We start from the raw sequence: 26,578 nt of genomic DNA, 5'->3' as shown, positions 1-26,578 counted from the left end.
GGCGACTGCCACGCAGACGACGAAGGGCCGCCCGGTGGGCGGCCCTTCGTCGTCTGCCGGTGCGCCGACCGGCTGATCCGGGAGTTCCCGGCTCGGGTCAGGAGGCGCGGCGGGCCCTCGCGGCCCGGCGCTTCAGCGCCCGACGCTCGTCCTCGCTCAGTCCTCCCCATACTCCGGCATCCTGCCCGGACTCGATGGCCCACTGCAGGCAGGTGTCCTGCACCTGGCAGCGGCGGCAGACGCTCTTGGCCTCCTCGATCTGGAGGAGGGCCGGTCCGGTGTTGCCGACCGGGAAGAACAGTTCCGGGTCCTTGTCCAGGCAGGCTGCACGACTACGCCAATCCATGGTGATCACATTCTCCTTCGGCCTCGCTCTTCGTTTGTGAAAAGATTCACGAGCGGGCTCATAGTAAAGGGGGCCGACTCTGGGCCCCCCGGGTATCCACTGCTTTTAAGGCTGTCACGTTACCAGCGGGTAAACAAGGGTTTTACAGCTCCGATTGACCGTGCGCATGAGGGGTTAGTCACAGCAGCGCCGGTGTCCTGTCGTCCCCGGGGGAGGGCGCAGCACGTCGGGTAGGGTTCGAGGGTGGTTCCTGACCCAGCCCTGCCTCCCTCGAGCCGCCCCCGCGGCGTCCTCCTGATCGCGGCGATCCTGGTGCTCGAGGCGGTCGCGTTGCTCGCGGTCGCCGCCGGCTTCGTGGTGACCGCCTTCAGCGACGATGCCCTCTCCGTCGGGGGATCGGTCTTCATGGCAGTCCTCCTGCTCCTGGTCGGCGCGGGCCTCATGGCCCTCGCCCGGCAGCTCGCCGCGGGCTTCCGTTGGCCGAGGTCGCCCTCGCTCGTCGTCCAGCTGTTCCTGGTGATCCTGGCGTTCCCCTACTTCTCCATCGGCGCACCGCTCATCGGGGTGGCGCTCCTCGTCCCCGCCGCCGTCGTCATCGTGACGCTCTTCTCCGGACCGGTCGTCGGGTACACGGTCCGCACCACGGTGACCGGGAAGGCACTGTAGGGGCCGCCGACCCGTTCCGGGGTGTCGTCCGCCGCCCCCGGCCCGCGGATCCCTTCCGGTCCTTCCGTCCCTCCGGATACGCGGGCGATCTGCACCTCGGTGACTCCTGTCGGGTCGCAGGCGAAGCCCCGGCCCGCGACGGGCTCCCCGTCCGTGTCGAGCCGCACCCCGAAGAAGTCGCCGTCCCCCGCCGTCCTCGGCGCCAGGACGAGTCCGCGTCCCGCCGCGCGGGCCTGCAGGGCGAGGGGGACGCGCGTCAGGAGGGCCGGACCCGGGGTGGCGGACAGGACGCACGCGGCGCCCCGCGCCACGAAGCCGGCCAGGGCCTGCTGTACATCGGCGGGCAGCCGGTCCGCGTCGTCGACCACGAGGATGTACCCGTCCAGGGCGCCCGGCCCCGTACCGCCGGCGACGTCCCGCCAGTACGCGGGCGCCGGTAGTCCCGCTGCGCCGGCGGGCGGCACGAGGACGGAGCGGGGCGGGATCAGGCGCCCGGCGGACTCCGCCAGCACGCGCAGCGTGTTCGTGCGTCCCGATCCTCGCTGTCCCAGCACCAGGTAGACGTCGCCGGGGTGGAGGGCGAGGGAGAACGGCTCCAGGTCGTCGCCGTGCACACCCGCCACCAGCCGGTCCGGTGTCCCTGCCACGGCGATGCCGGCCAGGCCGACCTCGCGGGGGAGGGGATGCACCGGGAAGGGAGTCCGGACGGGCGGGCGGACCGGCCCGGCGCCCGCGGGATCCATGAGGTCCGTCGGGTCCGTGCGGTCCGTGACGAGCTGGCACGTGCCGTCTCCCCAGCCGCCCGTGATCGGTCCCTGCGCGAATCCCCGACCGGGAACGGCATCGATCGGCGGCATCGCCGGCCACGTCATGGTCGTCTCCTGATGCGCACCGAGGGGCAGGTAGACGCGGTTCGGCAGCAGGGGGAAGAACCGCGACGTGGTCAGGTCCCGGTCGCCGTCGACGAGGACGCTCACGCCGCTCCTGGCACCGTCCCGGACCAGCGCCTGCAGGTCGTCCTCCGCCCGTGCGAGGCGCCCGTTGCGGAACCGACTGCTCCACCGTGCCCAGCCGGTGACCACGAGCACGATCCGGCCGGTGGCGCGCCCTCCGGGCCCCGGCGCCGCCAGCCGTTCGAGGACGCGGCCGGCCCGCCTCGTCTCCTGCGGCAGGACGTACGCACCGACGTGCGGGTCCGCGGAGCACCGCCCCAATGTCCCGTCGCCGTCCAGCACGTACAGGTGGAGGTCCGGGTCGCTCCCGGGCAGGGATGCCACGACGGCCGCGAGTGCCTCTGCCACACCGCTGCCGGGAAGACCGACGAGGGCGAGGTGCGAGTGGCTGTCGGGGTGCCAGCGCAGCACGTGCTGTGCCTGGCGCCCGGGGAGATCGACGATCCCGAGCGCCACGCCGACGGCGTCCGCGGGGGACGGGCCGGGCCCGACCGGGCGGAAGCCGGCACACGCCGTGGGCGTGAGGCGTACGGGCAGCGGTGGCAGCACGGGGCGGGGCTCTCGCCAGGCCGCCGCGCCACGGGCGGCCGCCGCGAGTCCGGCGACCGCCTCCACGAGGGGATCCCGGGGAGGACCTCCCGCATCCTCGGTATCGGGGGTGCCGGCGGCCTCCCCGGGGCGAGGATCCGCTGCCGCCCCTCCGAGGTAGGCCGCGACGTCCTGCCAGCCGGGCCTCCGGTCCGCCGTCGGGAGTCCTGACGGCGAGGCGACCTGGACGGCGACGGGCGCTTCGGCCCCGCGGCGCACGAAGGCCCGCCCCGGGGCGTCGACCGGTATCTCGGCCGCCGCGCCGGACCCGAGGAGGTCCTGCGACTCCACCGCGGTCTGGACCCGGAGCAGCACCGACGTCGTGATGTTCGCCCTCAGCTCGGGCGTCACCGCTCCCTGTACCCGCTGGGTGGCGAGTACGAGATGGACGCCCAACGACCGGCCGAGGGCGGCGATCCTCATCAGATCCGGTACGGCGGTCGGCACGGCGTCGCCCAGGACCCGGAACTCGTCGATCACCACGACCAGCCTGGCCGGGCAGGTGGCCGGCGAGATCCTGCGCAGTCCGTCGAGGTCCCGGGCGCCGTGGCCGGCGCACAGGAGTTCCCGGCGTCGCAGTTCCGCCCGCAGCGAGGTCAGGGCCCTGGCCGTCGATTCGGGGGACAAGTCCGTGAGGCTCCCCACGCAGTGGGGGAGCGCGGCGAGTGCGCCGAGCCCGGAGCCGCCCTTGTAGTCGATGAGGAGCAGGGACAGGTGCCGGGGAGGCTGGTCGAGTGCCAGTCCGAGCACCAGGGTCCTCAGGAACTCGGACTTGCCGGAGCCCGTGGTGCCGGCGACCAGGAGGTGGGGGCCGTCCCGGACCAGGTCGATCGCCACGGGCCCGGCAGCCGACCGCCCGACGAACGCGGTCGGCCGCCGGGCGTCGGCCGCAGCCCAGCGGCCGGGGACCGACGAGGCGAGGGTGTCCGGCCCGGACTGCCCGGACCAGAGGGAGACCGAGGACGGCACGTCCGATCCGTCTCCCGGCCCCGGTCGGGTACGGGTTCCGGGCCGGTGCCGCGCGGCACGGGCGAGCGCCCGGGCGGTCCGCTCGAACGTCCGCTCGGAGACGCCGTCGGGAACGACCCGGTACTCCCGCCCGTCGATGCGCGCACGGGCGCCGTCGGCCGCCATCACCATGCCCGCCGCGGGCAGCGCGGTCCCGGACGTCGCGTGACCGGCGCCGGCCCCGTCCAGCCGGAAGCGGACAACGACCGCGTCGGGGCGTCGGGCACCCTCGGGAAGGTCCTCCGCGACCTGGAGGACGAGCAGGACGCCGGCCCGGCGGTCGATCCCGGCCAGGACCCGCGGGTCCCTGGTGAGCAGGACGTTCGGGAGAAACCGGGCGTGGACCGGGAGGTGCCGCGCCGAACCCCAGCAGACCACGGGAGGTGATCCCTGCTCGGGGTGGGCGACCTGGAGCAGCAGGGCGCGCAGGCTGCCCAGGACGGCGGCGGGGTCGCCCGTGATGGTGAAGGACTCCCCGGCCACGCCGCCCGATGTCCCCTCCGAGGCCCCGCCCGGTGTCGCGCCGGGTCGGCCCGCCCGACAGGGCAGGACCAGCGGCAGGTCCTGAAGGACCGGTGGGACGAAGGCAGGCTCCCGCGCCGTGGCGAGATTGGCCGGCTGGTCCGCCGTGCCGATCCTCAGCAGGATCTCCGCAGCGAGCGGCTGCGCCCCTGCTGCGGGCCCTCCGGCGACGGGCCGGCAGGCGCGCAGGGCGTCGAGGGCGGTCTGCCCGGGGTCCGGGACGGCGAGCATCCGGCGCACGCGGTCGCGCTCGGCCGCTTCGCGAAGGGCGTCCGCGAAGACGCGGCCGTTCCGCCGATGGACGGCGAGGGGAACCGATCCGGTCACCGCCGACAGGGCACTGAAGGCCAGGAAGAACCACAGGCCCGTGGTCGCCGCCAGGACGATGCCGAGGACCAGCGGCAGCACGGCGGTGAGGACCAGGACGCGGGACGGTGCCCTCGGGGGTTCGCGTCCGACCTGCACGGGTGCGAGGACGTCGGCGGGCGGGACGTAGCGCCATCCGTCGCCGTCGACCAGTTCGATGCGGCACCGGCTCCCGCCGAGTCGCAGGGCCGCCGACACCGTGACCTCCGCCGTGCCGATGCGTCGGCCGTCCACGAAGGTCCCGTTCACCGACGCCAGATCCTCCAGGACGATGGCGTTCCCGGTCACCGTGAGGAGCGCGTGCCGGCGTGAGAGCGCGGGGTCGGCGATCACGATGTCGCAGGCCGCCCGCCCGATCGTGTAGCCGCCGCGCCGCAGCGGGACCACCTGCCCGGCGTCCGGGCCCGAGCGGACGACGAAGACGAGATGGGGCATCGGCGGCGCGTCGTCCTGGAGCGGGGAGGATCCGCAGACGATGATCGCGCCGTCCGTCAGGCTCCCCACGCATGCCGTCATCGCCGCGAGCGGTGCGCCGTCGATCGCGAAGGGCCCCCGGTACCCCGCGGCCGCCAGCCGGGCGGCGAGCGCCGCACCCGTGGGCAGGGCCAGGGTGTCGACCACGATCTCCCGGGTGGGGAACGCGCACGGGGGAGCGCTCGCGAGCGTGACGTGCAGATCCACGGAGGCCTCCTCGGGTGGGGACTGCCTCCGAGGCTAGGGAGGAGCCGCTCGCGGAGGGCGGGGATATCGCGGGTTGTGGACAAGGGCCGCACGCGGACCGGGCCGCGCGACCCTCCGCGCGGGCGGGGGATGTCCCGGGCTTCCCCGGGTGCTCCCGCTACACTTGACCATCGTGTCTACCCCTGAAGTCCTCCATGTCCGTCGCTGAAGCGAGCCGTTCCGCGGCTCCCCCCGCCGCGGCCGTCGGCGCGGATCGCGGCTTCCGCCCGGAGGTGCAGGGCCTCCGCGCCCTGGCCGTCCTGATGGTGGTCTCGTACCACATCTGGTTCGGCCGGGTGTCCGGCGGCGTGGACGTCTTCCTGCTGATCTCGGCCTTCCTGCTGGCGCTGTCGTTCCTGCGCAAGGCGGAGGCGGGCAAGCCGTTCGATCTCGTCCGGCACTGGCTCCACCAGTTCAAGCGGCTGCTGCCGGCCGTCGTCGTCGTGATCCTCGCGACACTGGCAGCCAGCTACGTGTTGGTGCCGCGGTCCAGGTGGACCGACATCATCGAGCAGTCGTGGGCGTCGCTGCTCTACGTGCAGAACTGGGTCCTCGCCTCGAACGCCGTCGACTACTACGCCGACGACCACAGCCTCGCCAGTCCGCTCCAGCACTTCTGGTCGCTCTCCGTCCAGGGCCAGGTGTTCATCCTCTGGCCGCTCCTGTTCCTCGCCAGCTCCCTCCTGGCGCGCCGCTTCCGGCTGAAGTTCCGCGGCGTCGTCCTGCTCGTGTTCGGTGTGCTGTTCGCGGGCTCCCTGGCGTTCTCGATGTGGGAGACGTCGACGAACCAGGCGTACGCCTACTTCGACACGCGGGCCCGCCTCTGGGAGTTCGCGTTCGGGACGCTCCTGGCGCTGGCACTGCCGTTCATCCGCCTCCCGCGCCCGCTGCGCATCGGGGCGGGGTGGGTCGGCGTGGCCGCGATGCTCAGCGGCGGCTTCCTCCTCGACGTGCAGGGCCAGTTCCCGGGCTATGTCGCTCTCTGGCCCCTCGCGGCCGCTGCCCTGGTGATCGTCGCCGGGCAGACCGGCAGCCGCTTCGGAGCCGACCGGTTCCTGTCCGCCGGGCCGCTCGTGCGCATGGGCGACCTCTCCTACGCGCTGTATCTCTGGCACTGGCCGGTACTCGTGCTGGCCCTCGTCTGGCAGGACCGGCCGTCGCCCGGTGTGCTCGGAGGCTTCCTGGTCATCGGCGTGTCGCTGGTGCTGGCCTACCTGACGATGCGGTTCGTCGAACGGCCCATGCGGGCGCTCGTGTGGGCCGACAAGCGGCGCCGTCGTGCCGGTGTCGTCCTGCTCGTGTGCATGGGCCTCGTCGCCGCGCCGCTCACCGCCTGGCAGCTGGACCTGCGGGCGCAGGCGGCGCGCGCCGCGGCGCAGACCAGTGCCGACAATCCCGGCGCGGTGTCCCTGCTGCCGGGCTACCAGGACGAGGTGTCCGACGACGCGGTGATCCTGCCCGAGTTGAGTACCATCCGGGGCGACTTCCCCCGGCTCGAGGCGTGCGACGCGGAGGCGACAGGCGTCCCGTCCGACCTGGAGGGATTCTGCACGCAGAGGCTCGCCGAGGGTGAGCCGAGCAGGACCGTCGTCGTGGTGGGCAACAGCCATGCGCAGCACATGTCCGCGGCGGTCGTCGCGCTGGCGGAGAAGCACAACTGGACGGTCATCGAGCTGATCTCCCTCGGCTGCGTCTTCGCACCGGTGGGACCCGACATCACCCCCGAATGTGCGGACTTCTTCGAGGGCTCGAGTGCCTACATCGAGGAGCTGGGGCCCGACGCCGTCTTCACCATCGCGACGAAGACCGAGTTCGGCTCGACCGACGAGAAGATCGTGCCGGACTTCGAGAACACGGTGAGGCGGTACACCGAGCGCGGCATCGAGGTCATCGGAGTACGCGACAATGCGCGCTTCGAGTTCAACATGCCCGCCTGCATCCAGGAGAACGAGGACGCCCTGGCCGCCTGCAGCCCGGTCAAGGCGGACCTGCTCCCGGCGGTCTCCCCCCTCGAGGGGTTCGATCCCGGGACCCCGCTCTACCGGTCGGTCGACATGACGGACGTGATCTGTCCCGGCGACACCTGCCCGCCGATCATCGGCAACGTGTACGTGTACATCGACAACAACCACGTCAGTGCGACGTACTGGCGCACCATGGTCCCGCAGTTCGAGGAGCGACTGCTCGGCGTGTCCGTCCTGGAGCCCGCCTGACCGCTCCCTGCACCGTCGCCGACCGGCGCCGTGCCGTCCCACCTCCCCTCCACGGAGGCGCCGCTCGCGGTGTCCGGCGAGGTGGAGGACCACTCTCGGGTAGCCTTAAGCGGGCATGTCCGTGGTTCGAATCAATTCAGGAGCATTTGTGAACGTTGACCTCGTTGTCGTTGGATCGGGCTTCTTCGGCCTGACCATTGCTGAACGGGCGGCCACCCAGCTCGGCCTCAAGGTGGCGGTGCTCGACCGGCGCCACCACATCGGTGGGAACGCCTACAGCGAGAACGAAGCTCGCACCGGGATCGAGGTCCACCGCTACGGTGCGCACCTGTTCCACACCTCGAACGAGCGGGTCTGGGACTACGTCCACAACTTCACCGAGTTCACGAGCTACGTGCACAAGGTCTACACACGCCACAAGGGCGAGGTGTTCCCGATGCCGATCAACCTCGGCACCATCAACCAGTTCTTCCGCGCCGCGCTCGGTCCCGCCGAGGCCCGCGCCCTGATCCAGGAGCAGGCGGGCGAGCTCGCCGGGACGGACCCGCAGAACCTCAACGACAAGGGCATCCAGCTGATCGGCCGGCCCCTGTACGAGGCGTTCATCAAGTACTACACGGGCAAGCAGTGGCAGACCGACCCGAAGGACCTGCCGGCGGAGATCATCTCCCGGCTCCCCGTCCGCTACACGTACGACAACCGGTACTTCAACGACAAGTACGAGGGTCTGCCCGTCAACGGCTACACGGCCTGGATCGAGCGGATGGCGGACCACCCCAACATCGAGGTCCACCTCGACACGGACTTCTTCGACGAGGGCCACGAGTACTCCCGCGCGACCACGCTCGGTCAGGTCCCCGTGGTCTACACCGGCCCGGTCGACCGGTACTTCGACTTCGCCGAGGGCGACCTCTCCTGGCGCACGATCGACCTCGAGGAGGAGGTCCTCCCGATCGAGGACTTCCAGGGGTGCTCGGTGATGAACTACCCCGACGAGGACGCGCCCTACACGCGGATCCACGAGTTCCGTCACTTCCACCCGGAGCGGGACTACACGAAGGACGCGACGGTCATCATGCGCGAGTACTCACGTTTCGCCGAGAAGGGCGACGAGCCCTACTACCCGATCAACACCGCCGACGACAGGGCGAAGCTGCTCGCCTACCGCGATCTCGCCAAGGGCGAGGAGTCGGTGCTGTTCGGCGGGCGCCTGGGAACCTACAAGTACCTCGACATGCACATGGCCATCGGGTCTGCGCTGTCGGCATTCGACAACAAGATCGCACCCCACTTCACGTCGGGCGCAAAGCTGGAAAGCGGAGGAGTGGAAGCATGAGCATCGTTTCCAAGGAGATGGACGCGGCGACGGACGAGACGAGCGCCGCCCTCTGGAAGACCGTCCACCGCGTGGTGTTCCCGACCGACGGCGACACCGACACCCTGCCCCTCTACGTCGACTTCAACGCGGCGCAGCGCGTCGTGGACGACCAGCACCGCTCGGCCCGGGCCGGCGCGGGGACGACCGCCGTCGTCGCGCAGCACAGCACCCAGCGCTCCGACTTCATCATCGACCGCCGGAGCCTGCGCCTCCCCGCCTACCGGCGGGTCTCGTTCGGCACCTACTTCAACGCCTTCCCCGCGAGCTACTGGCGGGCCCACACCGACGTCGCGCAGGTGCGGCTGACCGTCGAGACCGACGCCGAGGCGTCGGTCGTCATCTACCGTTCGAGCGCACGCGGCACGTCCAACCGGGTCCAGAGCGTCCACGTCGACGCGGGCAGCCCGGTGGCCGTCGACCTGCCGATCACCGCGTTCGGCGACGGCGGCTGGTACTGGTTCGACCTCGTCGCCGCGGAGGACGACGTCACACTGCAGCGGGCCGAATGGGCCGTGCCGCAGCCCGAGGGGTTCGAGGCCGGGACCCTGTCGGTCGCCGTCACCACCTTCAACCGCCCGGACTACTGCGTCCGCCACCTGTCCACCTTCGCCGAGTCCGAGGACCTGCTCGGCGTCCTCGACCGCCTCATCATCACCGACCAGGGGACCCAGAAGGTGCGGGACCAGGACGGTTTCGACGAGGCCGCGGCGACCCTCGGCGACAAGTTCACGCTGCTCGAGCAGGGCAACCTCGGCGGGTCGGGCGGATTCGCGCGCGGCATGCACGAGACCGTCAACGACGGGCGGAGCAAGTACGTCATGCTCCTCGACGACGACGTGCTGGTCGAGACGGAAGGCATCCTGCGGGCCGCCAACTTCGCCGACTTCACCCGCAAGCCGACCATCGTCGGCGGGCACATGTTCAACCTGTACGAGCGCTCGGTGCTCCACAGCTTCGGCGAGGAGGTCAACGAGTACCGCTATTTCTGGGGGCCCGTGTCGAACACCTTCGAGGCGCACGACTTCTCGTCCAGCAACCTCAGGACGACGCCGTGGATGCACCGCCGCGTCGACGTCGACTTCAACGGCTGGTGGATGTGCCTCATCCCGACCAGCATCATCCGCGAGATCGGTCTGGCGCTCCCCGTCTTCATCAAGTGGGACGACGCCGAGTACGGGATCCGGGCGAAGGCCCACGGCTACCGCACCGTCTCCCTCCCCGGTGCGGCGGTGTGGCACATGCCCTGGACCGAGAAGGACGACACCATCGACTGGCAGGCCTACTACCACCAGCGCAACCGCTGGCTCGCGGCGATGCTGTACTCGCCGTACAAGCACGGGGGCCGGATGCCGCGTGAGAGCTTCGCCGTGGACGTCCGCCACCTCCTGTCGATGCAGTACTCCGCGGTCGAGCTCCGCCTGAACGCGCTGGAGGACCTGCTCGACGGTCCTTCCCACCTCCACGCGACCATCGGCGCCAAGCTCCCCGAGATCCGCAAGCGCCGCGCCGACTTCGACGACGCGCGCATCAACAAGAACATCGCCGAGTTCCCGGACATCAAGCGGGTGAAGCCCCCCAAGAAGGGCCTGAAGCCGACGCCGCCGCGCACCCTGAGGAGCGCGCTCGTCAAGGCCGGCACGGGAGCCCTCCGCCAGGTGCGTCCCGCCCGCCCCGAGGCGAGCGTGCGTCCCGAAGCGAACGTCCCGGCCATGGACGCCCGGTGGTGGAGGCTCTCGCAGCTCGACTCGGCGCTCGTGTCCTCGGCCGACGGGTCGGGTGCCTCCTGGTACAAGCGCGACTCCGCCAAGTTCCAGTCCATGCTCCGGCGGAGCGTGATCCTCCACCAGCGGCTGCTGAGCCGCTGGGACGACCTCGCCGACGAGTACCAGCGAGCGCTGCCGGAGTTCACGTCGCAGGAGGCCTGGGCCGAGACCTTCGAGAACGCCAGCCCGGCCGGAAGCGCGGGGAAGTCGTCGCAGTGAGCAGTATGACGGACCGCTCGGCGGCCGGCGGGGGGCCGCGCGACGAGCTCGTGGCCCCCGGCTACGGACACGGTCTCCGCGATGTCGTGCGGTCCCGCTACCTGCTCAAGCTGCTGGTCCAGAAGGAGCTGCGCGTCCGCTACCGCGGATCGGTCCTCGGGCTGCTCTGGTCGTACGTCAAGCCCGGGGTCCAGTTCGTCGTGTTCTACGTCGCCCTCGGCGTCTTCCTGGGACTCGAGCAGAGCGAGCGCAACCCCGCCGGCCTGCCCAACTACGCCATCTACCTGTTCTCGGGCATCGTGCTCATCAACTACTTCAACGAGGCGCTGGGCAATGCGTCGCGCGCCATCGTGTCGAACGGCGGGCTGATCAAGAAGATCTACCTGCCCCGGGAGCTCTTCCCGATCGCCTCGACCTGGGTGTCCGCGGTGCACTTCGTCCCGCAGATCCTCATCCTGCTCGTCGCATGCCTGTTCTCCGGGTGGTCGCCGACCGTGCTCCAGCTCGCCGCGGCCGTCGCGGGGTTCCTGATCGTCACGATGTTCGCGATCGGACTGGGCCTGCTGTTCGGCGCGGTCAACGTGTACTTCCGCGACGCGGAGAACCTCGTCGACATGCTGCTGATGGTCGCCACCTGGGCGTCCCCCGTGCTCTACCCGTGGCTGCTCGTGCGCGAGAAGCTGGGCGAGACGTTCTTCCTGATCTACCAGCTCAATCCGATCACGGTGGCCGTCGAGACGTTCCACTTCGCGTTCTGGCTGCCCACCACGGAGCGGGCCGAGGCGATCCCCCCGAACCTGCTGTCCCTGTGGATACCGGTCGCGCTCGTGACCTCGGGCCTGATGCTCGTCATCGGCCAGCTCGTCTTCCGGCGGCTCGAGGGCCGCTTCGCCCAGGAGTTGTGACACGTGACCACCGCGATCGAGATCCGCAACGTCAACAAGCAGTTCGTCCTCCGGCACACCCGGTCCATGAAGGAGGCCTTCGTCTGGCTGATGAAGGGACGGAAGGGTGACCTCTCCGAGCGCTTCCATGCGCTGGCGGACGTGTCGCTGACCATCGAGGAGGGGGAGACCGTCGCCCTGCTGGGGTTCAACGGCTCCGGCAAGTCGACCCTGCTCAAGCACATCTCCGGCGTGATGCGCCCCGATACCGGCAGCGTGCAGACGCGGGGCCGGGTGGCAGGGCTGATCGAGGTGGGGGCAGGGTTCCACCCCGACCTCAGCGGTCGCGACAACGTCTACCTCAACGGGGCGATCCTCGGCATGGACCGCGCGGAGATCGAGGAGCGGTTCGACTCGATCGTCGAGTTCTCCGAGATCGGCCAGTTCATCGACACCGAGGTCAAGTTCTACTCCTCGGGCATGTACCTCCGGCTGGCGTTCTCCGTCGCCGTCCACACGGATCCGGAGGTCTTCCTGATCGACGAGATCCTCGCGGTCGGCGACGAACCGTTCCAGAAGAAGTGCCTGGCGAAGATCGCGGAACTGGCTGCGGAGGGGAAGACCCTCGTCGTCGTGAGCCACGACCTCGACATGGTCGCGAAGATCTGCGAACGCGGGGTGCTGCTCGACCACGGCCGCGTCCTGCTCGACGGTCCTGTCGACGAGGTCGTCAAACGCCTGAGGCAGGGCTAGGAACACCGACCCGGGGCGCCGAGGGCGCCCCGCCGGCCTCCGGGCCCGGCATCCCATCTCGTGCTGATTTTTGGAGGATTTGTGTCCTGGTGGAGTACTGCGCCGGTGCTGGCGGCGACGATCGCCGTGATGGTGGGCCCTGGTCTGGTGATCGGCCTGTCGCTCGGGTTCCGCCGGCTCGCGCTGCTCGGAGTGGCGCCCGTGTTCTCGGTGGGCATCGCGGGACTCGCCGCCGTCCTCGGGTCGGTCGCGGGGATCCCGTGGACCAGCTGGCTCCTGCTCGCGGTCACGGTGCTGACCGCCGCGATCGGCCTGCTCATCTCCCGCCTCGCGGCCCGGAGGTCCGCTGGTCCCGTACCCCGGCGCGACAGCTGGGCGCTGGTGGCTGCCGGCGTCGCGGGCGCGGTCATCGGAGGGGTGCTGATCGCCCGGAGCACCGTGCGGATGATCGGGGCCCCCGAGCACATCTCGCAGCGCTTCGACAACGTCTTCCACCTCAACGCCGTCCGCTACATCTTCGAGACCGGCGACGCCTCGACCCTCACCCTCGGCACCATGACCGGGAACTCCGGCTTCGCCGCGGTCTACCCGGCGGCCTGGCACTCCTTCGGCGCCCTCGCGATGCAGCTGACGGGGGCCTCCGTCCCCCTGGCCGTCAACGCCGTCAACATCGTCACCGCCGCGGTGGTCTGGCCGATCTCGGCGCTCTTCCTCGCCCGCGTCGTCGTCGGGCCGCGCATGGTGGGGTTGGTGACGGCGGGGGTGACCTCCGCCGGGTACATGGCGTTCCCCTACCTGCTCATGGCCTGGGGCCCTCTCTTCCCCTACATGCTCTCCGTCGCGCTCCTGCCGGCCGCGCTGGCCCTCGTGGTCCTCGCCAGCCGGATGGGCGCCTCCATGACCGAAGCGCCGGCCCGGGTGTGGATCGCCCTGGCCGCGGCCTTCGCGAGCCTCGGGTTCTCGCACATGAGCAGCGTCAACACGCTGCTGGCACTGGGCCTGCCGGTGGTCCTCTGGTCCGTGTCCCGGCAGGTCGCCTTCCTCGCCCGCAGCGGTGCGGCACCGAGGCGCTACCTGCCGTGGGCGGCCGGGACGGTCGTCGGACTGGCCGTGTTCGTCGTCGTCTGGCTGAAGCTCAGGCCCGTCCCGTACGACGTCTGGGGTCCGCACCAGACGACCTCCGGGGCGGTGGGCGAGGTGCTGGGCAACGCACCGATGGACTACCGCCTGATGGCCTACACCGTGTCCGCGCTGGCCCTCATCGGCCTGATCCACGCGGCACGGACCCGCCGGTCGGCCTGGCTGATCCTCAGCTTCGTCGTCATCGGCTACCTCTACCTCGTCGACGCCAGCATCGAGCGGGGGCCGTGGCGCGCCGTGCTGACCGGCATCTGGTACGCGGACACCAACAGGCTGGCCGCGGTGCTGCCGGTCGTGTCGGTCGTCCTCGCCGCCCTCGGCGCGGTCGCCGTCGTGGACGCGTCGTCCGGAGTCGTCCGGCGGCTCGCAGGACGACGGCTCGAAGCGGCCGACCTCGGCCGCCGTCCGGTGCTGCGGGGTGCCGCCGCAGGCCTGGGCCTGGTCGCGCTGGCCGGGCTCCTGGTACCCGCGACCCAGCCCGGCGCCGTGAGCGAATACGTCTCCTGGGCGAAGATCCACTACGTGCCCGATTCGCCGTCCTCGATCCTGTCGACCGACGAACAGGCGCTCCTGGACCGCTTCGACGGGGAGGTCCCGGAGGACGCCGTCATCGCGGTCAACCCGTGGAACGGCAGCTCGCTCGCCTACGCCTATACGGGTCGCGAAACCCTGGTGCACCACCTCTTCGAGACGTCGACGCCGCAGGCCCTCGTCCTCGCGCGGAGCCTGGACGATGCAGCGCAGTCCGCGGAGGCCTGCCAGGCGATCCGGGACGAGAACGTGTCCTACGCCCTGGACTTCGGTACGCAGTACCTCATCGACGGTGAGGAGGCCCGGGGGTACCCCGGCCTCGCCGACCTCGCCACCTCCGACGCGGTGCGGCTGGTCGACGAGCAGGGCGCGGCGAGGCTGTACGAGGTCGTCGTCTGCCAGTAGCCCGGCCCGCGGACCGGCCGGTCAGCGCCGGCGACGGGGCACCCGCCGCGGGGGTGCCCCGGGTGCTACTTGCCGCGGGCGAGGAGCCCGAGGAGGTAGTGCCCGTAGCCGCTCTTGATGAGGGGCTCGGCGCGGCGGCGCAGGTCGTCGTCGCTGAGGAAGCCCTGGCGCCAGGCGATCTCCTCCGGGGAGCCGATCTTCAGTCCCTGACGGTGCTCGACCGTGCGGATGAAGTTCGAGGCGTCGCTGAGGGATTCGAAGGTCCCGGTGTCGAGCCAGGCCGTTCCGCGCGGCAGGATCTCCACCTGCAGGCGCCCTGCCTCGAGGTAGGCCTTGTTGACGTCGGTGATCTCCAGTTCACCGCGGGGCGAGGGCTTCAGCTCCCGCGCGATCGAGATGACGTCGTTGTCGTAGAAGTACAGGCCCGGGACCGCGTAGTTGCTCTTCGGGTTCTCCGGCTTCTCCTCCAGGGACAGCGCCCGGCCGTCCCGGTCGAACTCGACGACGCCGTAGGCGGAGGGCTCGGCCACCCAGTACCCGAACACGGCGCCGCCGTCGACGTCGGCGAAGCGGCGGAGCTGGGTGCCCATGCCCTGGCCGTAGAAGATGTTGTCGCCGAGGACCAGGGCGACCGTCTCCTGGCCGATGTGTTCCGCGCCGAGGATGAACGCCTGGGCCAGGCCGTCGGGGGAGGGCTGCTGGACGTAGGTGAGGGAGACACCGAACTTGCTGCCGTCGCCGAGCAGGTGCCGGAACTGGTCCGCGTCCTGGGGCGTCGTGATGATCAGGATGTCCCGGATGCCGGCGAGGATGAGGGTGGACAGCGGGTAGTAGATCATCGGCTTGTCGTAGACCGGCATCAGCTGCTTGCTGACGCCGAAGGTGATCGGGTGGAGTCTGGATCCGGTGCCCCCGGCAAGGATTATCCCGCGCATGCTTCGAATTATTGCCGTGCGGCACTGCAAGGCCAAATCGCTCCCCGGGCCCGGCGCGGGCGCTGAGGTAGGATGACCGGGTTGTCCCAGTGTCGGTCGTGCTGATGGAGAGATTGTGCCACGGAGGAAAAACCAGTCTGGGCTGTGGTTCGGACGACCGTTCGACACCCGGAACAACAGCCTGAACCTGATCCGCCTGGTGCTCGCACTGACGGTGCTCGTGCACCACAGCTGGCCCCTGTCCGGGCGGATGGAGGAACCAGCCTTCGCCGGGGACACCCTCGGCGGGTGGGCCGTGGCGGGCTTCTTCGTCGTCAGCGGGTACCTCATCACCGCGAGCCGGTTCAGCCACTCCCTGGGCGAGTACCTGGTGCACCGTATCGCCCGCATCATGCCGGCCTTCATCGTCTGCCTCGTCGTCGTCGCGGGCGTCTTCGCCCCGCTCGGCTATCTCGCCGCCAGGGGCACCCTCGACGGTTTCCTGACCACCGGCACGACCCCCTTCAACTACGTGTTCGCCAACCTCGGGCTGAAGATGGTCACGTACGACGTGGCCGGGACGCCCGCGGACGTGCCCTACCCGGGTGCCTGGAACGGATCACTGTGGAGCCTCTACTACGAGTTCTACTGCTATGCGATCCTCGCCTTCATCGGGGTCTTCGCGATCATCCGCAAGTCCCCGTGGCCCCTCACCCTCCTCTTCGTCGCGAGCGTGGTCGTCCACGCGTCCATCGGGGACATCACCGCCTACACGCAGGGGAACTTCGACTTCGACCTCCTGTTCCGCCTGCTGCCCTTCTTCCTCGGCGGCGCCGTCGTGCAGGCGTGGAAGGACCGGGTCGGCATCCACTGGCTGCCCGGAGCGGTCTCCGTGGCGGCGTCGGTCGCGATCACGGCCCTGGTGCCGAACTGGGGCGGCGCGGCCTCCGCGGTCTTCATCGCCTACGGCATCCTGTGGATCTCGACGCTGCTGCCCTCGCCGCTGCTGATCCGCAGGAACGACGTCTCCTACGGCGTGTACATCTACGCCTTCCCCATCCAGCAGCTGCTCGCGATCCACGGGGTCCACGAACGTGGACTGGCCGTGTACATGCTCGTGGCTGCGGTCCTCACGATCGCCGCCGGCATCGCCAGCTGGCTCCTCGTCGAGCGCCCCGTGATGCGCGCCGTGCGCCGGCACGGGAAGGCCGCCCCCGGGCCTGCGGCAGTCACCGCGCGGCCCGGCGGCTCCGCACCTGACCAGGGAGCCGCGCCGACCACGGCGACAGTCCTCCCGGTGGTCCAGGAGGACCCGCACGTCCCTCAGCAGCCCTCGGTCGTCGGGACCCGCGCGACGGGTGGGTGACACGCGGATCCCGGGAAGTGATCCGCGAACAGAAGAAGTCCCCGCGCACTGCGCGGGGACTTCTTCTGTCCGGTCGGCGGTTCGTCCGGCAGCGTCAGGCCGGCTGGACGTCGGCCTGGGAGTCGATCCACCGGGCGAGGCGGTAGATGCCCTGCTCGAGGTCGTACCGGGGGGTCCAGCCGAGCACCTGTTCGGCCGCGCTGACGTCGGCCCAGGCGTGCCGGACGTCGCCCTGCCGGTACTGGCCCGTGACGTGCGGGGTCGGGGCCCCGTAGTACCCGGCGATGATCGCCGCGGCGGTCCCGATGGTCTGGAACTCTCCCGAGCCGATGTCCAGGGGCGTGTCGCTGACGGACGGCGAGGTGGCTGCGGCCACGAGCGCCGAGGCGACGTCGTCGATCAGGATGAAGTCGCGGCGCACCTCCCCGTCCTCGTAGAGCGGGATGGAGGTGCCGGACTTCGCCATCCTGCAGAACAGCGACATGATGCCGGTGTAGGGGTTGATGAGGGACTGGCCCGGCCCGTACACGTTCTGGAGCCGGAGGACCGCCGTCTCGACACCGTAGGACTTGCCCCACGCCAGGAGGATGTTCTCCTGGGCGAGCTTCGTGGCTCCGTAGACGCTCACCGGGGCGGGGAAGACGTCGTCGGCCTTCATCGCGGTCGGTTCGGCGTCGGCGAAGTCCCACTGTGCCTGGTCGAGGGTCGTGCTGGTGCGCTGGCCCGGGTAGAAGAGCGAGTCCGCTCCGGTGCGGCGCCAGGCGCCCTCCCCGTACACGGCGCGGCTGCTGGAGAGCACGATCCGGCGCGGCAGTTTCTTGTGGCGGTTGAGTGCATCGAGCATCTGGGAGGTGCCGACGACGTTCGTCATCGTGTGCCGGGTCGACTCCTCGAGGGACTGCCCCGTACCGGTCTCCGCGGCGAGGTGGATGATGACGTCCGGGGTCACCGTGGCGAGGAGGCCGTCCCAGACGGCGGCGTCGGTGATGTCCCCCTTGACGAGTTCGGCCGACGCATGGAGGTCCTCCGGCCGCTCGCCCGTGGCGTGGATCTGGGGGTGGAGGTTGTCGACGACGACGACCCGCCCGAAGGCGGCCGCCAGGGCGCCGGAGATGGCGGTCCCGATGAAGCCGGCTCCGCCGGTGACGAGGACTGTCTGTTCCGACTCTCCGGAACGTGGGGCGTGGGTCATGTGAGCCTTCCTGAAGGGGCCGTTAGAGGCCGAAGATGTGGCGCGCGAGCGCCTTCGCTGCGGTGCGGTTGCGGCGGAGGAGCGCGCCGGGCAGCAGGGTCGCGGCATGCGCCCGTGAGGTGAGGCGGAGACGGGCGGCGCGTTCGGCGCGCTTCCAGTCGAGTTCCCTGGCCTGGCCGGCCGCGAGACTGAAGTACTCGCGCTCCCCGGCGAACCGGGAGCCGTCGACGAGCTTGGCGGAGGAGGCGCTGGCGGAGTGGCGCCGGTAGGAGAAGCAGAGGGTGGGCTCGATGAGGAGCTGGTCGCCCTTGTAGACCATGTCCATCACGAGGGCGAGGTCCTGGATGATGGGGAAGCCCTCGCGGAAGTCGACCTCGCGGATCTTGTCGGTCCGGAACGCGAGCGAGGGCCAGTACAGCCAGTCGCCGTGCATCAGGTTGGCCGCGATGGCCTCGCCGGAGACGAGCTGGAGCCCGGAACCGCGCGGGCGGACCAGCTTCTGCTTGGCGGTGTCGGCGAGGGTCGTCACGACCGTGCCGGCCTCGTCGATGATCCGCACTCCGGGCTGGATGATCGCGGCCTCGGGGAAGCGGCGGTGCGCGGCGAGGATCGTGTCGACGTAGTTCGGCAGGAGGACGTCGTCGCAGCCGAGGATCGTCATGAGGTCCTGCGTGGCGAGCGACACGCAGGTCCGGTAGTTCGCGGTGATGCCCTCGTTCCGGTCCTTGCGGATGTAGGTGATCCGCTCGTCGTCCATGCCGTCGAAGTACTCCTTCACCGCCGGGTCGGGGTAGGCGTCGTCGACGACGGTCAGCTTCCAGTCGTGGGACTCCTGGGCCAGGACGCTCCGGACCGTTTCCTTCATGTAGCCGGGGTCGCCCCAGTAGGGGATGAAGATGTCCAGTGGCATGGGTCGGTCGGCCTTCCGTGGGTTGGTGCGGCGGGTGGTCCCGCCGTGCATCGCGATGTCAGGGGTGTTTCTGCTTCTGCGGGGGATGCACGGCGGACGCGCCGCTCCCTCCCGTGGGCCCGTGCCCGGGGGTGCGGGTGTCCACCGGGGCCACCAGTGCCTGTGCTGCGCCCTGTTCGGCGGGGAGGGCCCGGGCCGGGGCGAGGGCCTCGAGCTGCGCGCGCAGGATCGCGACCTCCTCGGCGAGGGCCCGCGTCTCGTCCTCGACCGAGGAGATCTCGACGGAGAGGTGGAGCAGGACACCGAGCACGAAGAGTATCCCCAGGGCGAACAGCAGATTGGAGGGGATGCTGACGCCCACGGTCTCGGCGGCGATGCGCAGGAGCTGGGGGAACGCGCCGAGGACGACGGTGGCCGCTCCGACGATCAGCCAGAGGGCCGCGTACTTCTCCCGGATCTTCTTGCGTCGCAGGAGGTCGAGGACGAGGGCCACGATGACGATGGCGAGCACGAAGGCGGCGATGGTTTCCACGAGTCAGGCTCCCACGAGGTGAACTGGTCCGGATTTCCTGCGCGTCAGTGCGAAGAGCAGGGCGAAGACGGAGCGGCCGAGGTAGATGGCCGCCTTGGTCGGATTGTGGCTCGGTGTGCCGCCCTGACGGACGCGCATCTCCACGGGGACCTGGACCACCCGGCAGCCCGACTTGATGGCGACGACGAGCGAGTCGATGGTGTCGCCGAGGTATTCGGCCGGGTAGTGGTCGAGGTACTGGGCGATGGCCCGGGTGTTGGCGGCCCGGAAGCCGCTGGTCACGTCCGTCAGGCGCGTCTTGGCAAGCGCGGAGATGACCCCTGCGAGGAACTGCATGGCCCATTTGCGCGGCCCGGAGACCTGGTATTCGCCGCGTTCGGCGAAGCGCGCGCCGATGGAGATGTCGGCGTCGTCGAGCCCGCGCAGCACCCTCTCGATGTCCCGGGGGTCGTGCTGGCCGTCAGCGTCCACCTGGACGACGGCGTCGTAGCCGGTGCGGGCCGCGTACTTGAAGCCCGCGCGCATGGCTCCGCCGACGCCGAGGTTGAACGGCAGCCGCAGGACGGTGGCGCCGGCAGCCGCGGCCTCCGCCGCGGTCTCGTCGGAGGAGCCGTCGTCGACGACGAGCACGTCGTAGCGGTGCTCGAGGGCGAGCGTCTCGCGGACCGTGTTGCCCACGGTCTGGGCCTCGTTCCACGCCGGCATGATGACGAGCGCGCGGGAGTAGGACGGCGTGGGCATGACTTCAAAGATATACCAATACGGCTGGAGGGCCGGGCTGCGCGGCAGCGCGCCCTGCCTACTCCGCGCCGTAGGAACGGCGTGCGTAGCGCCGGTACACGGCTCCGAAGAGCGCCGGGGCGGCCTTGAGCAGCAGTCCCGCGGCCGCCAGGTCGGGTCGTACCCGGGCGCAGCCGGCCAGGCGCCCGAGCGGCAGATCCGCGCCGTACGGGCGGAGGTCGACCCGTCCCGATGGGCCGTCCCCGGATGCTGCGGCGCTCTGCGCCACGAGGAGCGTCAGGAGCGTCAGCATCGCCTGGAACGGCGCGCGGAACCGGCCCCGCCGGAAGTCCGCGTCGAGGTGGTCGTCGAGGTGCGCGAGGGCCTGCCCGACGTCGTCCCGGGACGGCACCCGCCCCCACGTGAGGGAGCCGGCGGAGATCCGGTAGCGGTACAGGGGCCGCTCCAGGACGACGACCTGCCGCGCCCTGGGATAGAGGGAGAGGTTCATCACCATGTCCTCGAACCGCTTGAGGCCCTCCGGGTAGCGGACGCCCTCGAACAGGCTCCGGCGGTACAGCTTGTCCCAGGGGAACGGCGTGATGTCGTCCGCCAGCGCCCGGCGCAGGGCGGTCCGGCCGTCCATCCGTCCGGCCCGGCGGCTCGACCGGGGCCGGTCCTCGGCACCGTCCACGGAGACGACATGACCGCACACCACGATGTCGGCCCCCGCGTCGCAGGCGGCCGTCAGCACCTCGAGGTAGTCGGGCAGCAGTTCGTCGTCGGCGTCCAGGAAGACCACGAACTCGCCCGTCGCAGCGTCGAGGCCGAGGTTCCGGGCAGCGGAGCTGCCGCGGTTCTCGGGCGCGTCGAGAACGCGCGCCCGCCGGTCGGGGACGGTCGCCGTGACGGTCCGGGCGCGGCGGGCGGAGTCGTCCGTGGAGGCGTCGTCGACGACCAGCAGTTCCCAGTTCCCGTAGCTCTGGGCGAGGACGCTGGCCAGCGCACGTTCGATCGTCGCGGCGCTGTTGTAGACGGGCACGATGACGCTGACGAGGGGGGATCCGGAGGTCACTGGCCGGTACCTTCTTCCTGGGGAGAGCCGGTCTTCCGGCCCCGGACGAGGGTCAGGAGGGCCGCGAGATGGACGAGGACCCCCACGACGGGTCCCACCAGCAGGCTGAGGATCACCCGCCCTTCGAGGGACCCGGGCAGCAGGAGCACGAGGAAGGTCGACGCCGTCGCGACCACCCAGCCCACGGAGTACGCGGCATGCGCGCCGCGCGCCAGGCAGGCGGTTCCCGTCACGGTCAGCACGGCCATCAGGCACCCGGCGAAGGTCAGGGCGGCCATGGTCAGGGGTGCGACGACGTAGGCGGGTCCGAACACCAGCATGATCCAGGGGCCGAGCAGCCCGGCCGCGATCGCGCCGACGCCGCCGAGCGCGATCAGCCCCGCCGCGGGACCGGCGATGGCCCGGACGAGCGCCGTGCCCCTCACGCCGACGAACCGCGAGATCAGTACCGACTGGAACGCCTGGAGGGGGATCATGATCGGCGCCCGGGTGAGGGAGATGGCGAGGAGGAGGGGCGCCGCACCGGCGTACTGCTCGAGGGACGTGGTCAGGCGCAGCAGGATGGGGAACCCGGTGACGAGTGCCGCCGTGGCAGCGGCCGAGAGCATCGCATGGCCGGTGTTGGACAGCAGGGCCGCCCTCCCGACGTCGGCCCGTGCCCGGAGCGCGGACCGCGACGATCGCGCGAACAGGAGGATGAGCAGCCAGGTCAGCGCCCCGGCGGCGCTGGCGACCTCCAGCCCGAGGCGCGTGGACACGGCGAGGGCGACGACGACGACGAGGAGCAGGCGGAGCAGCGCTTCGGAGCCGGCGAGTCCCGCGAACAGCGACCACCGCTGCAATCCTCCCGCAGCTCCTGCAACGGAGCAGTGACCGGCGTACGCGATGGCAGCCACCGAGAGGACGGCCACCAGCAGGACGGTGTCGTCCGGCAGGATCGACGGCGCCCAGAGCGGCGATGACGCAGCGATCACGGCTGCAGCTCCACAGCCGATCAGGAGTCCGAGGGGGAAGACCGCCGCGCCTGGTGCCGGTCCTGCCTGCCCGCTCCCCGTCGCCGCCGACCGCACTGCCCGGGTGAATTCGTTGATGATGCCCGCGAGCACGCCGAGGACGAAGAACAGGACGGCCCAGAAAGTGAGGAACTGGGCGTTCTCCTCGGGGGTGAGCGCACGGGCGGCGAGGAAGAGGATCAGGTAGCTCGCGGCTGCGGCGATCACCGAGGCCGCACCTACGGCCGGGAGTCCCCTGGCCCGGGTCCGTCCGGCCTTCCCGTGCGCGGGGTCAGCCGCGGACTCCGCCGGATTACTCAGGGACATAAGCCCCGATCATAGCGAGGCCGTTCCGCCCGGACACAATCCGCTGGAGGGATCGTGCCCGGGCGTCGCCTGGTGGTGGTTAGCGGCGGGTGATGCCGCGGGTGGGTGACCAGCTGAGTTGGCCTTTCTGGAATTTCTGGGTGCAGGTCTGGCTGGTGGTGCAGGTTTCGTCGGTGGTGGGGTAGCCGAGGCTGCCGGTCTCCCAGCCGGTGGCGCGCCAGGCGGTTCCGATGGCGCCGGTGGTGGGGTGGGCGCCGGTGGTGGGGGACCAGTGGATCTGGCCCTTCTGGAAGTCCTGGTAGCAGCCGCCGTTGGTGAGTCCGCAGGACTGGTTGCCGGTGGGGTAGCCGAGGCTGCCGGCTTCCCAGCCGGCCTTGCTCCAGGCGGTGTTGAAGACGCCGCGGGTGGCGTAGGCGCCGGTGCCGGGGGACCAGTGGATCTGGCCCTTCTGGTAGTTCTGGTAGCAGCCGCCGCCGGTGAGTCCGCAGATCTCGTTGCTGGTGGGGTAGCCGAGGGTGCCGTTCTCCCAGCCGGAGTTGGCCCAGGCGGAGGCGATGGTGCCGTAGGTGGGCTGGGCGCCGGTGGTGGGGGACCAGTGGATCTGGCCGCCCTGGTAGTTCTGGTAGCAGCCGCCGCCGGTGAGTCCGCAGACCTCGTTGCCGGTGGGGTAGCCGAGTTTCCCGCGTTCGCGGCCGAGCGCGCTCCAGGTCGTGTCGATCGCGCCGGAGGTCAGTGCTGCTCCGGTGGCCGGGCTCCAGTAGATGTTGCCCTTCTGGAAGGTCTGGAGGCAGCCGTTGCCGACGAGCCCGCAGATGGTGTTGCTGGTCGGATAGCCGAGCTTGCCCTTCTCCCAGCCGCTGCCGGCCCAGACGCGGGCGATGGCGCCCGTGGTGGCGTAGGGGCTGGTCGTGGCCGAGCGGTGGATCTGGCCGTTCTGGAAGTTCTGGTAGCAGCCGCCGTTGGTCAGTCCGCAGATCTCGTTGCTGGTGGGGTAGCCCAGGGTGCCCTTCTCCCAGCCGGCCTGTCCCCAGGCCTGGGCCAGGGGGCCCCAGGTCGCGGACGCGCCGGTGCTGGCGGACCAGTGGATCTGGCCGCCCTGGAAGTTCTGGTAGCAGCCGCCGCCGGTGAGTCCGCAGATCTCGTTGCCGGTGGGGTAGCCCAGGGTGCTGCGTTCGCGGCCCAGGGCGCTCCAGGCGCCGTCGATCGCTCCGAGGGTCAGTGTGGCCCCGGTGGCCGGGCTCCAGTAGATGTTGCCGCCCTGGAAGGACTGGACGCAGCCGCTGTCCTTCAGGCCGCAGGTGAGGTCACTGGCCGGGTAGCCCAGGACGCCCTTCTCCCATCCGGTCCTGCCCCAGGCGGTGTTCACGGCGCCCTGCGTGGCGTGCGCCCCGGTGGCCTTCGTCCAGTGCACCTGGCCGTACTGGTAGTTCTGGTAGCAGCCGCCGCCACTGATCCCGCACACCAGCCCCGACAGGGCGCTGCCGATCGCCGGCGTCCGCGCAGCAGAAGCCGCCACCAACGGCCCCGCCACCGATGACACCTGGGAGTTCGTCGCGAAGGCTGCGAGCTCCGCGGCTGATCCGCGCCAGACGTTCGAGTCGCCGACGAACGGGCCGGTGCTGCTGTACTGCCAGACGGCGTAGGACGACCAGCCGTTCGGCAGGACCCCTGCGGTCGTCTGGCCGTAGGCGGCGATGTGCAGCGGATGATCGGCGAACGCGCTCGAGTTGCCGGTGCAGGTGGCCCACCAGTCCGTCGTCGTGTAGATCATCGGTACCCGGCCCGTGAGGTTCCGGATCGTCGAGGAGAAGTCCCGGATCCAGGACACCATCTGCGCCGCCGACAGGTTGTAGCAGGTGTTCCCGAGCGACGGATAGGGGTTGTACTCGATGTCCAGCAGCGGGGGCAGGGTCCGTCCGTCCGAGGACCAGCCTCCGCCGTTCTGCACGAAGTACGTGGCCTGCTCGGCGCCGGACGACGACGTGGTCGGGATCGCGAAGTGGTAGGCGCCCCGGACCATCCCCACGGAAGCCGCCCCGCCGTACTGCTGTCCGTAGAACGGGTTGATGTAGCCCGTGCCCTCGGTCGCCTTGACGTACGCGAACTCGGAGCCCTGCGCCCTGGCCGTGCGCCAGTCGACGGCTCCCTGATGGCTGCTGACGTCGATCCCCTGGATACCTGCCGGCCGCCAGGTGGCGGCGAGGCCCTCCGCCTGGGTCGTTGCGGACTCCTGCTCCACGGGGGCGGCCGGCACCTGCGCATCGCCGGTCTCCCTCAGCCGATCGAGGCCCTGCCCCATGGCGGCGTTGCCGAATCCCTGGATGGCGTCGGCCATCGTCGGAGACGCGACGGACGCCCGGCCCGGCTCCGTCGGAAGGGCTGTGGGCCCTGTCGGTTCCGCGGAGGCCGGAGGCCCGACGGTGGCGTCGGGTTCGGGGGATGCTTCCGGCTCCGGGGTGGGCTGCGCCTGGAGCTCGGGCTGCGTCGCCGGCGCCGAGGGAGGCGGACCGGCCACCTCCGCCGCGACGGCAGGCAGCGGCGCAAGGGCGAGCGTCACCACGAAGGCGGCGGCGGCCAACCGGGACGTGCGGGAGAACGGTTTCATGTCAGGAGTCCTTGGGGTCGACGCGCCTGGTGGTGGTTAGCGGCGGGTGATGCCGCGGGTGGGTGACCAGCTGAGTTGGCCTTTCTGGAATTTCTGGGTGCAGGTCTGGCTGGTGGTGCAGGTTTCGTCGGTGGTGGGGTAGCCGAGGCTGCCGGTCTCCCAGCCGGTGGCGCGCCAGGCGGTTCCGATGGCGCCGGTGGTGGGGTGGGCGCCGGTGGTGGGGGACCAGTGGATCTGGCCCTTCTGGAAGTCCTGGTAGCAGCCGCCGTTGGTGAGTCCGCAGGACTGGTTGCCGGTGGGGTAGCCGAGGCTGCCGGCTTCCCAGCCGGCCTTGCTCCAGGCGGTGTTGAAGACGCCGCGGGTGGCGTAGGCGCCGGTGCCGGGGGACCAGTGGATCTGGCCCTTCTGGTAGTTCTGGTAGCAGCCGCCGCCGGTGAGTCCGCAGATCTCGTTGCTGGTGGGGTAGCCGAGGGTGCCGTTCTCCCAGCCGGAGTTGGCCCAGGCGGAGGCGATGGTGCCGTAGGTGGGCTGGGCGCCGGTGGTGGGGGACCAGTGGATCTGGCCGCCCTGGTAGTTCTGGTAGCAGCCGCCGCCGGTGAGTCCGCAGACCTCGTTGCCGGTGGGGTAGCCGAGTTTCCCGCGTTCGCGGCCGAGCGCGCTCCAGGTCGTGTCGATCGCGCCGGAGGTCAGTGCTGCTCCGGTGGCCGGGCTCCAGTAGATGTTGCCCTTCTGGAAGGTCTGGAGGCAGCCGTTGCCGACGAGCCCGCAGATGGTGTTGCTGGTCGGATAGCCGAGCTTGCCCTTCTCCCAGCCGCTGCCGGCCCAGACGCGGGCGATGGCGCCCGTGGTGGCGTAGGGGCTGGTCGTGGCCGAGCGGTGGATCTGGCCGTTCTGGAAGTTCTGGTAGCAGCCGCCGTTGGTCAGTCCGCAGATCTCGTTGCTGGTGGGGTAGCCCAGGGTGCCCTTCTCCCAGCCGGCCTGTCCCCAGGCCTGGGCCAGGGGGCCCCAGGTCGCGGACGCGCCGGTGCTGGCGGACCAGTGGATCTGGCCGCCCTGGAAGTTCTGGTAGCAGCCGCCGCCGGTGAGTCCGCAGATCTCGTTGCCGGTGGGGTAGCCCAGGGTGCTGCGTTCGCGGCCCAGGGCGCTCCAGGCGCCGTCGATCGCTCCGAGGGTCAGTGTGGCCCCGGTGGCCGGGCTCCAGTAGATGTTGCCGCCCTGGAAGGACTGGACGCAGCCGCTGTCCTTCAGGCCGCAGGTGAGGTCACTGGCCGGGTAGCCCAGGACGCCCTTCTCCCATCCGGTCCTGCCCCAGGCGGTGTTCACGGCGCCCTGCGTGGCGTGCGCCCCGGTGGCCTTCGTCCAGTGCACCTGGCCGTACTGGTAGTTCTGGTAGCAGCCGCCGCCACTGATCCCGCACACCAGCCCCGACAGGGCGCTGCCGATCGCCGGCGTCCGCGCAGCAGAAGCCGCCACCAACGGCCCCGCCACCG

Annotated in this window: 17 protein-coding genes and 1 pseudogene; 7 read left to right on the top strand and 11 right to left on the bottom strand. The window is 70.7% G+C overall.

Annotation, left to right across the window (positions count from 1 at the left end; genetic code table 11):
* Positions 1 to 97: 97 nt before the first annotated feature.
* Together CXQ97_RS01590 and CXQ97_RS20510 are read right to left on the bottom strand one after the other, a co-directional pair.
* Positions 98 to 346 (bottom strand): WhiB family transcriptional regulator, encoded by a 249-nt coding sequence (locus tag CXQ97_RS01590; RefSeq protein WP_055769355.1) that lies wholly within the window; start codon positions 344 to 346, stop codon positions 98 to 100.
* 533 nt (positions 347 to 879) lie between these two features.
* Positions 880 to 5,130, bottom strand: coding sequence for an FtsK/SpoIIIE domain-containing protein (locus CXQ97_RS20510; protein ID WP_104179085.1), 4,251 nt, complete (start codon positions 5,128 to 5,130; stop codon positions 880 to 882).
* 194 nt (positions 5,131 to 5,324) lie between these two features.
* On the opposite strand from CXQ97_RS20510, the gene CXQ97_RS01580 reads away from it, so the two are divergent.
* From CXQ97_RS01580 to CXQ97_RS01555, 6 genes are all read left to right on the top strand, one after another.
* Complete coding sequence (locus CXQ97_RS01580; RefSeq protein WP_104179084.1) at positions 5,325 to 7,382, top strand: acyltransferase family protein; 2,058 nt, start codon at positions 5,325 to 5,327, stop codon at positions 7,380 to 7,382.
* 148 nt (positions 7,383 to 7,530) lie between these two features.
* Positions 7,531 to 8,718, top strand: coding sequence for a UDP-galactopyranose mutase (glf, locus tag CXQ97_RS01575; protein ID WP_104179083.1), 1,188 nt, complete (start codon positions 7,531 to 7,533; stop codon positions 8,716 to 8,718).
* A complete protein-coding gene (locus CXQ97_RS01570) occupies positions 8,715 to 10,742 on the top strand; it encodes a glycosyltransferase (RefSeq protein WP_104179082.1) in 2,028 nt (675 codons plus the stop codon). Before glf ends, CXQ97_RS01570 begins: the two co-directional genes overlap by 4 nt.
* 5 nt (positions 10,743 to 10,747) lie before the next feature.
* Complete coding sequence (locus CXQ97_RS01565) at positions 10,748 to 11,647, top strand: ABC transporter permease (RefSeq protein WP_104179081.1); 900 nt, start codon at positions 10,748 to 10,750, stop codon at positions 11,645 to 11,647.
* A 3-nt stretch (positions 11,648 to 11,650) separates the two neighbouring features.
* A complete protein-coding gene (locus CXQ97_RS01560; protein WP_104179080.1) occupies positions 11,651 to 12,379 on the top strand; it encodes an ABC transporter ATP-binding protein in 729 nt (242 codons plus the stop codon).
* Positions 12,380 to 12,460: 81 nt separating this feature from the next.
* Positions 12,461 to 14,455, top strand: coding sequence for a DUF6541 family protein (locus CXQ97_RS01555; protein WP_146069551.1), 1,995 nt, complete (start codon positions 12,461 to 12,463; stop codon positions 14,453 to 14,455).
* Between the two features lie 65 nt (positions 14,456 to 14,520).
* Here CXQ97_RS01555 and rfbA read toward each other — a convergent pair whose 3' ends face one another.
* Positions 14,521 to 15,390, bottom strand: a complete 870-nt coding sequence (gene rfbA / locus CXQ97_RS01550) for a glucose-1-phosphate thymidylyltransferase RfbA (RefSeq protein ID WP_104179078.1) — start codon at positions 15,388 to 15,390, stop codon at positions 14,521 to 14,523.
* Between the two features lie 115 nt (positions 15,391 to 15,505).
* On the opposite strand from rfbA, the gene CXQ97_RS01545 reads away from it, so the two are divergent.
* Positions 15,506 to 16,735, top strand: a complete 1,230-nt coding sequence (locus tag CXQ97_RS01545) for an acyltransferase (RefSeq protein WP_181034939.1) — start codon at positions 15,506 to 15,508, stop codon at positions 16,733 to 16,735.
* A gap of 94 nt (positions 16,736 to 16,829) precedes the next feature.
* On the opposite strand, the gene CXQ97_RS01540 is transcribed toward CXQ97_RS01545, so the two are convergent.
* The 8 genes and pseudogenes from CXQ97_RS01540 to CXQ97_RS01510 form a co-directional block, all read right to left on the bottom strand.
* Entirely contained in the window at positions 16,830 to 17,927 is a 1,098-nt protein-coding gene (locus tag CXQ97_RS01540) for an NAD(P)-dependent oxidoreductase (protein WP_104179076.1), read from the bottom strand.
* A gap of 22 nt (positions 17,928 to 17,949) precedes the next feature.
* Entirely contained in the window at positions 17,950 to 18,837 is an 888-nt protein-coding gene (locus tag CXQ97_RS01535; RefSeq protein ID WP_104179075.1) for a glycosyltransferase family 2 protein, read from the bottom strand.
* 58 nt (positions 18,838 to 18,895) lie between these two features.
* Complete coding sequence (locus CXQ97_RS01530; RefSeq protein ID WP_104179074.1) at positions 18,896 to 19,369, bottom strand: DUF2304 domain-containing protein; 474 nt, start codon at positions 19,367 to 19,369, stop codon at positions 18,896 to 18,898.
* A gap of 3 nt (positions 19,370 to 19,372) precedes the next feature.
* The gene (locus tag CXQ97_RS01525; RefSeq protein WP_258062120.1) at positions 19,373 to 20,110 is read right to left on the bottom strand and encodes a glycosyltransferase family 2 protein; all 738 of its coding nucleotides are present in this window, start codon (positions 20,108 to 20,110) and stop codon (positions 19,373 to 19,375) included.
* Positions 20,111 to 20,168: 58 nt separating this feature from the next.
* Positions 20,169 to 21,164: a glycosyltransferase family 2 protein gene (locus CXQ97_RS19335; RefSeq protein WP_146069550.1), complete on the bottom strand. Its 996-nt coding sequence runs from the start codon at positions 21,162 to 21,164 to the stop codon at positions 20,169 to 20,171.
* The gene (locus tag CXQ97_RS19330) at positions 21,161 to 22,483 is read right to left on the bottom strand and encodes a polysaccharide biosynthesis protein (RefSeq protein WP_146069549.1); all 1,323 of its coding nucleotides are present in this window, start codon (positions 22,481 to 22,483) and stop codon (positions 21,161 to 21,163) included. Before CXQ97_RS19330 ends, CXQ97_RS19335 begins: the two co-directional genes overlap by 4 nt.
* A 79-nt stretch (positions 22,484 to 22,562) precedes the next feature.
* Positions 22,563 to 25,088 (bottom strand): GH25 family lysozyme, encoded by a 2,526-nt coding sequence (locus CXQ97_RS01515; protein WP_104179073.1) that lies wholly within the window; start codon positions 25,086 to 25,088, stop codon positions 22,563 to 22,565.
* A gap of 36 nt (positions 25,089 to 25,124) precedes the next feature.
* A pseudogene (locus tag CXQ97_RS01510) lies at positions 25,125 to 26,578 on the bottom strand (lysozyme M1); the annotation flags it as partial.

It is taken from the genome of Arthrobacter sp. B0490 (assembly GCF_002929355.1).
In the GTDB taxonomy this organism is placed as follows: Bacteria; Actinomycetota; Actinomycetes; order Actinomycetales; family Micrococcaceae; genus Arthrobacter_D.
This window is presented reverse-complemented; position numbering and strand designations above follow the sequence as displayed.

What these genes read in the sequence shown, in the direction of transcription:
- CXQ97_RS01590 (WP_055769355.1), bottom strand. Translation starts at nt 346, where the DNA reads ATGGATTGGCGTAGTCGTGCAGCCTGCCTGGACAAGGACCCGGAACTG.
- CXQ97_RS01580 (WP_104179084.1), top strand. Translation starts at nt 5,325, where the DNA reads ATGTCCGTCGCTGAAGCGAGCCGTTCCGCGGCTCCCCCCGCCGCGGCC.
- CXQ97_RS01570 (WP_104179082.1), top strand. Translation starts at nt 8,715, where the DNA reads ATGAGCATCGTTTCCAAGGAGATGGACGCGGCGACGGACGAGACGAGC.
- CXQ97_RS01565 (WP_104179081.1), top strand. Translation starts at nt 10,748, where the DNA reads ATGACGGACCGCTCGGCGGCCGGCGGGGGGCCGCGCGACGAGCTCGTG.
- rfbA (WP_104179078.1), bottom strand. Translation starts at nt 15,390, where the DNA reads ATGCGCGGGATAATCCTTGCCGGGGGCACCGGATCCAGACTCCACCCG.
- CXQ97_RS01540 (WP_104179076.1), bottom strand. Translation starts at nt 17,927, where the DNA reads ATGACCCACGCCCCACGTTCCGGAGAGTCGGAACAGACAGTCCTCGTC.
- CXQ97_RS01535 (WP_104179075.1), bottom strand. Translation starts at nt 18,837, where the DNA reads ATGCCACTGGACATCTTCATCCCCTACTGGGGCGACCCCGGCTACATG.
- CXQ97_RS01525 (WP_258062120.1), bottom strand. Translation starts at nt 20,110, where the DNA reads ATGCCCACGCCGTCCTACTCCCGCGCGCTCGTCATCATGCCGGCGTGG.
- CXQ97_RS19330 (WP_146069549.1), bottom strand. Translation starts at nt 22,483, where the DNA reads ATGTCCCTGAGTAATCCGGCGGAGTCCGCGGCTGACCCCGCGCACGGG.
- CXQ97_RS01515 (WP_104179073.1), bottom strand. Translation starts at nt 25,088, where the DNA reads ATGAAACCGTTCTCCCGCACGTCCCGGTTGGCCGCCGCCGCCTTCGTG.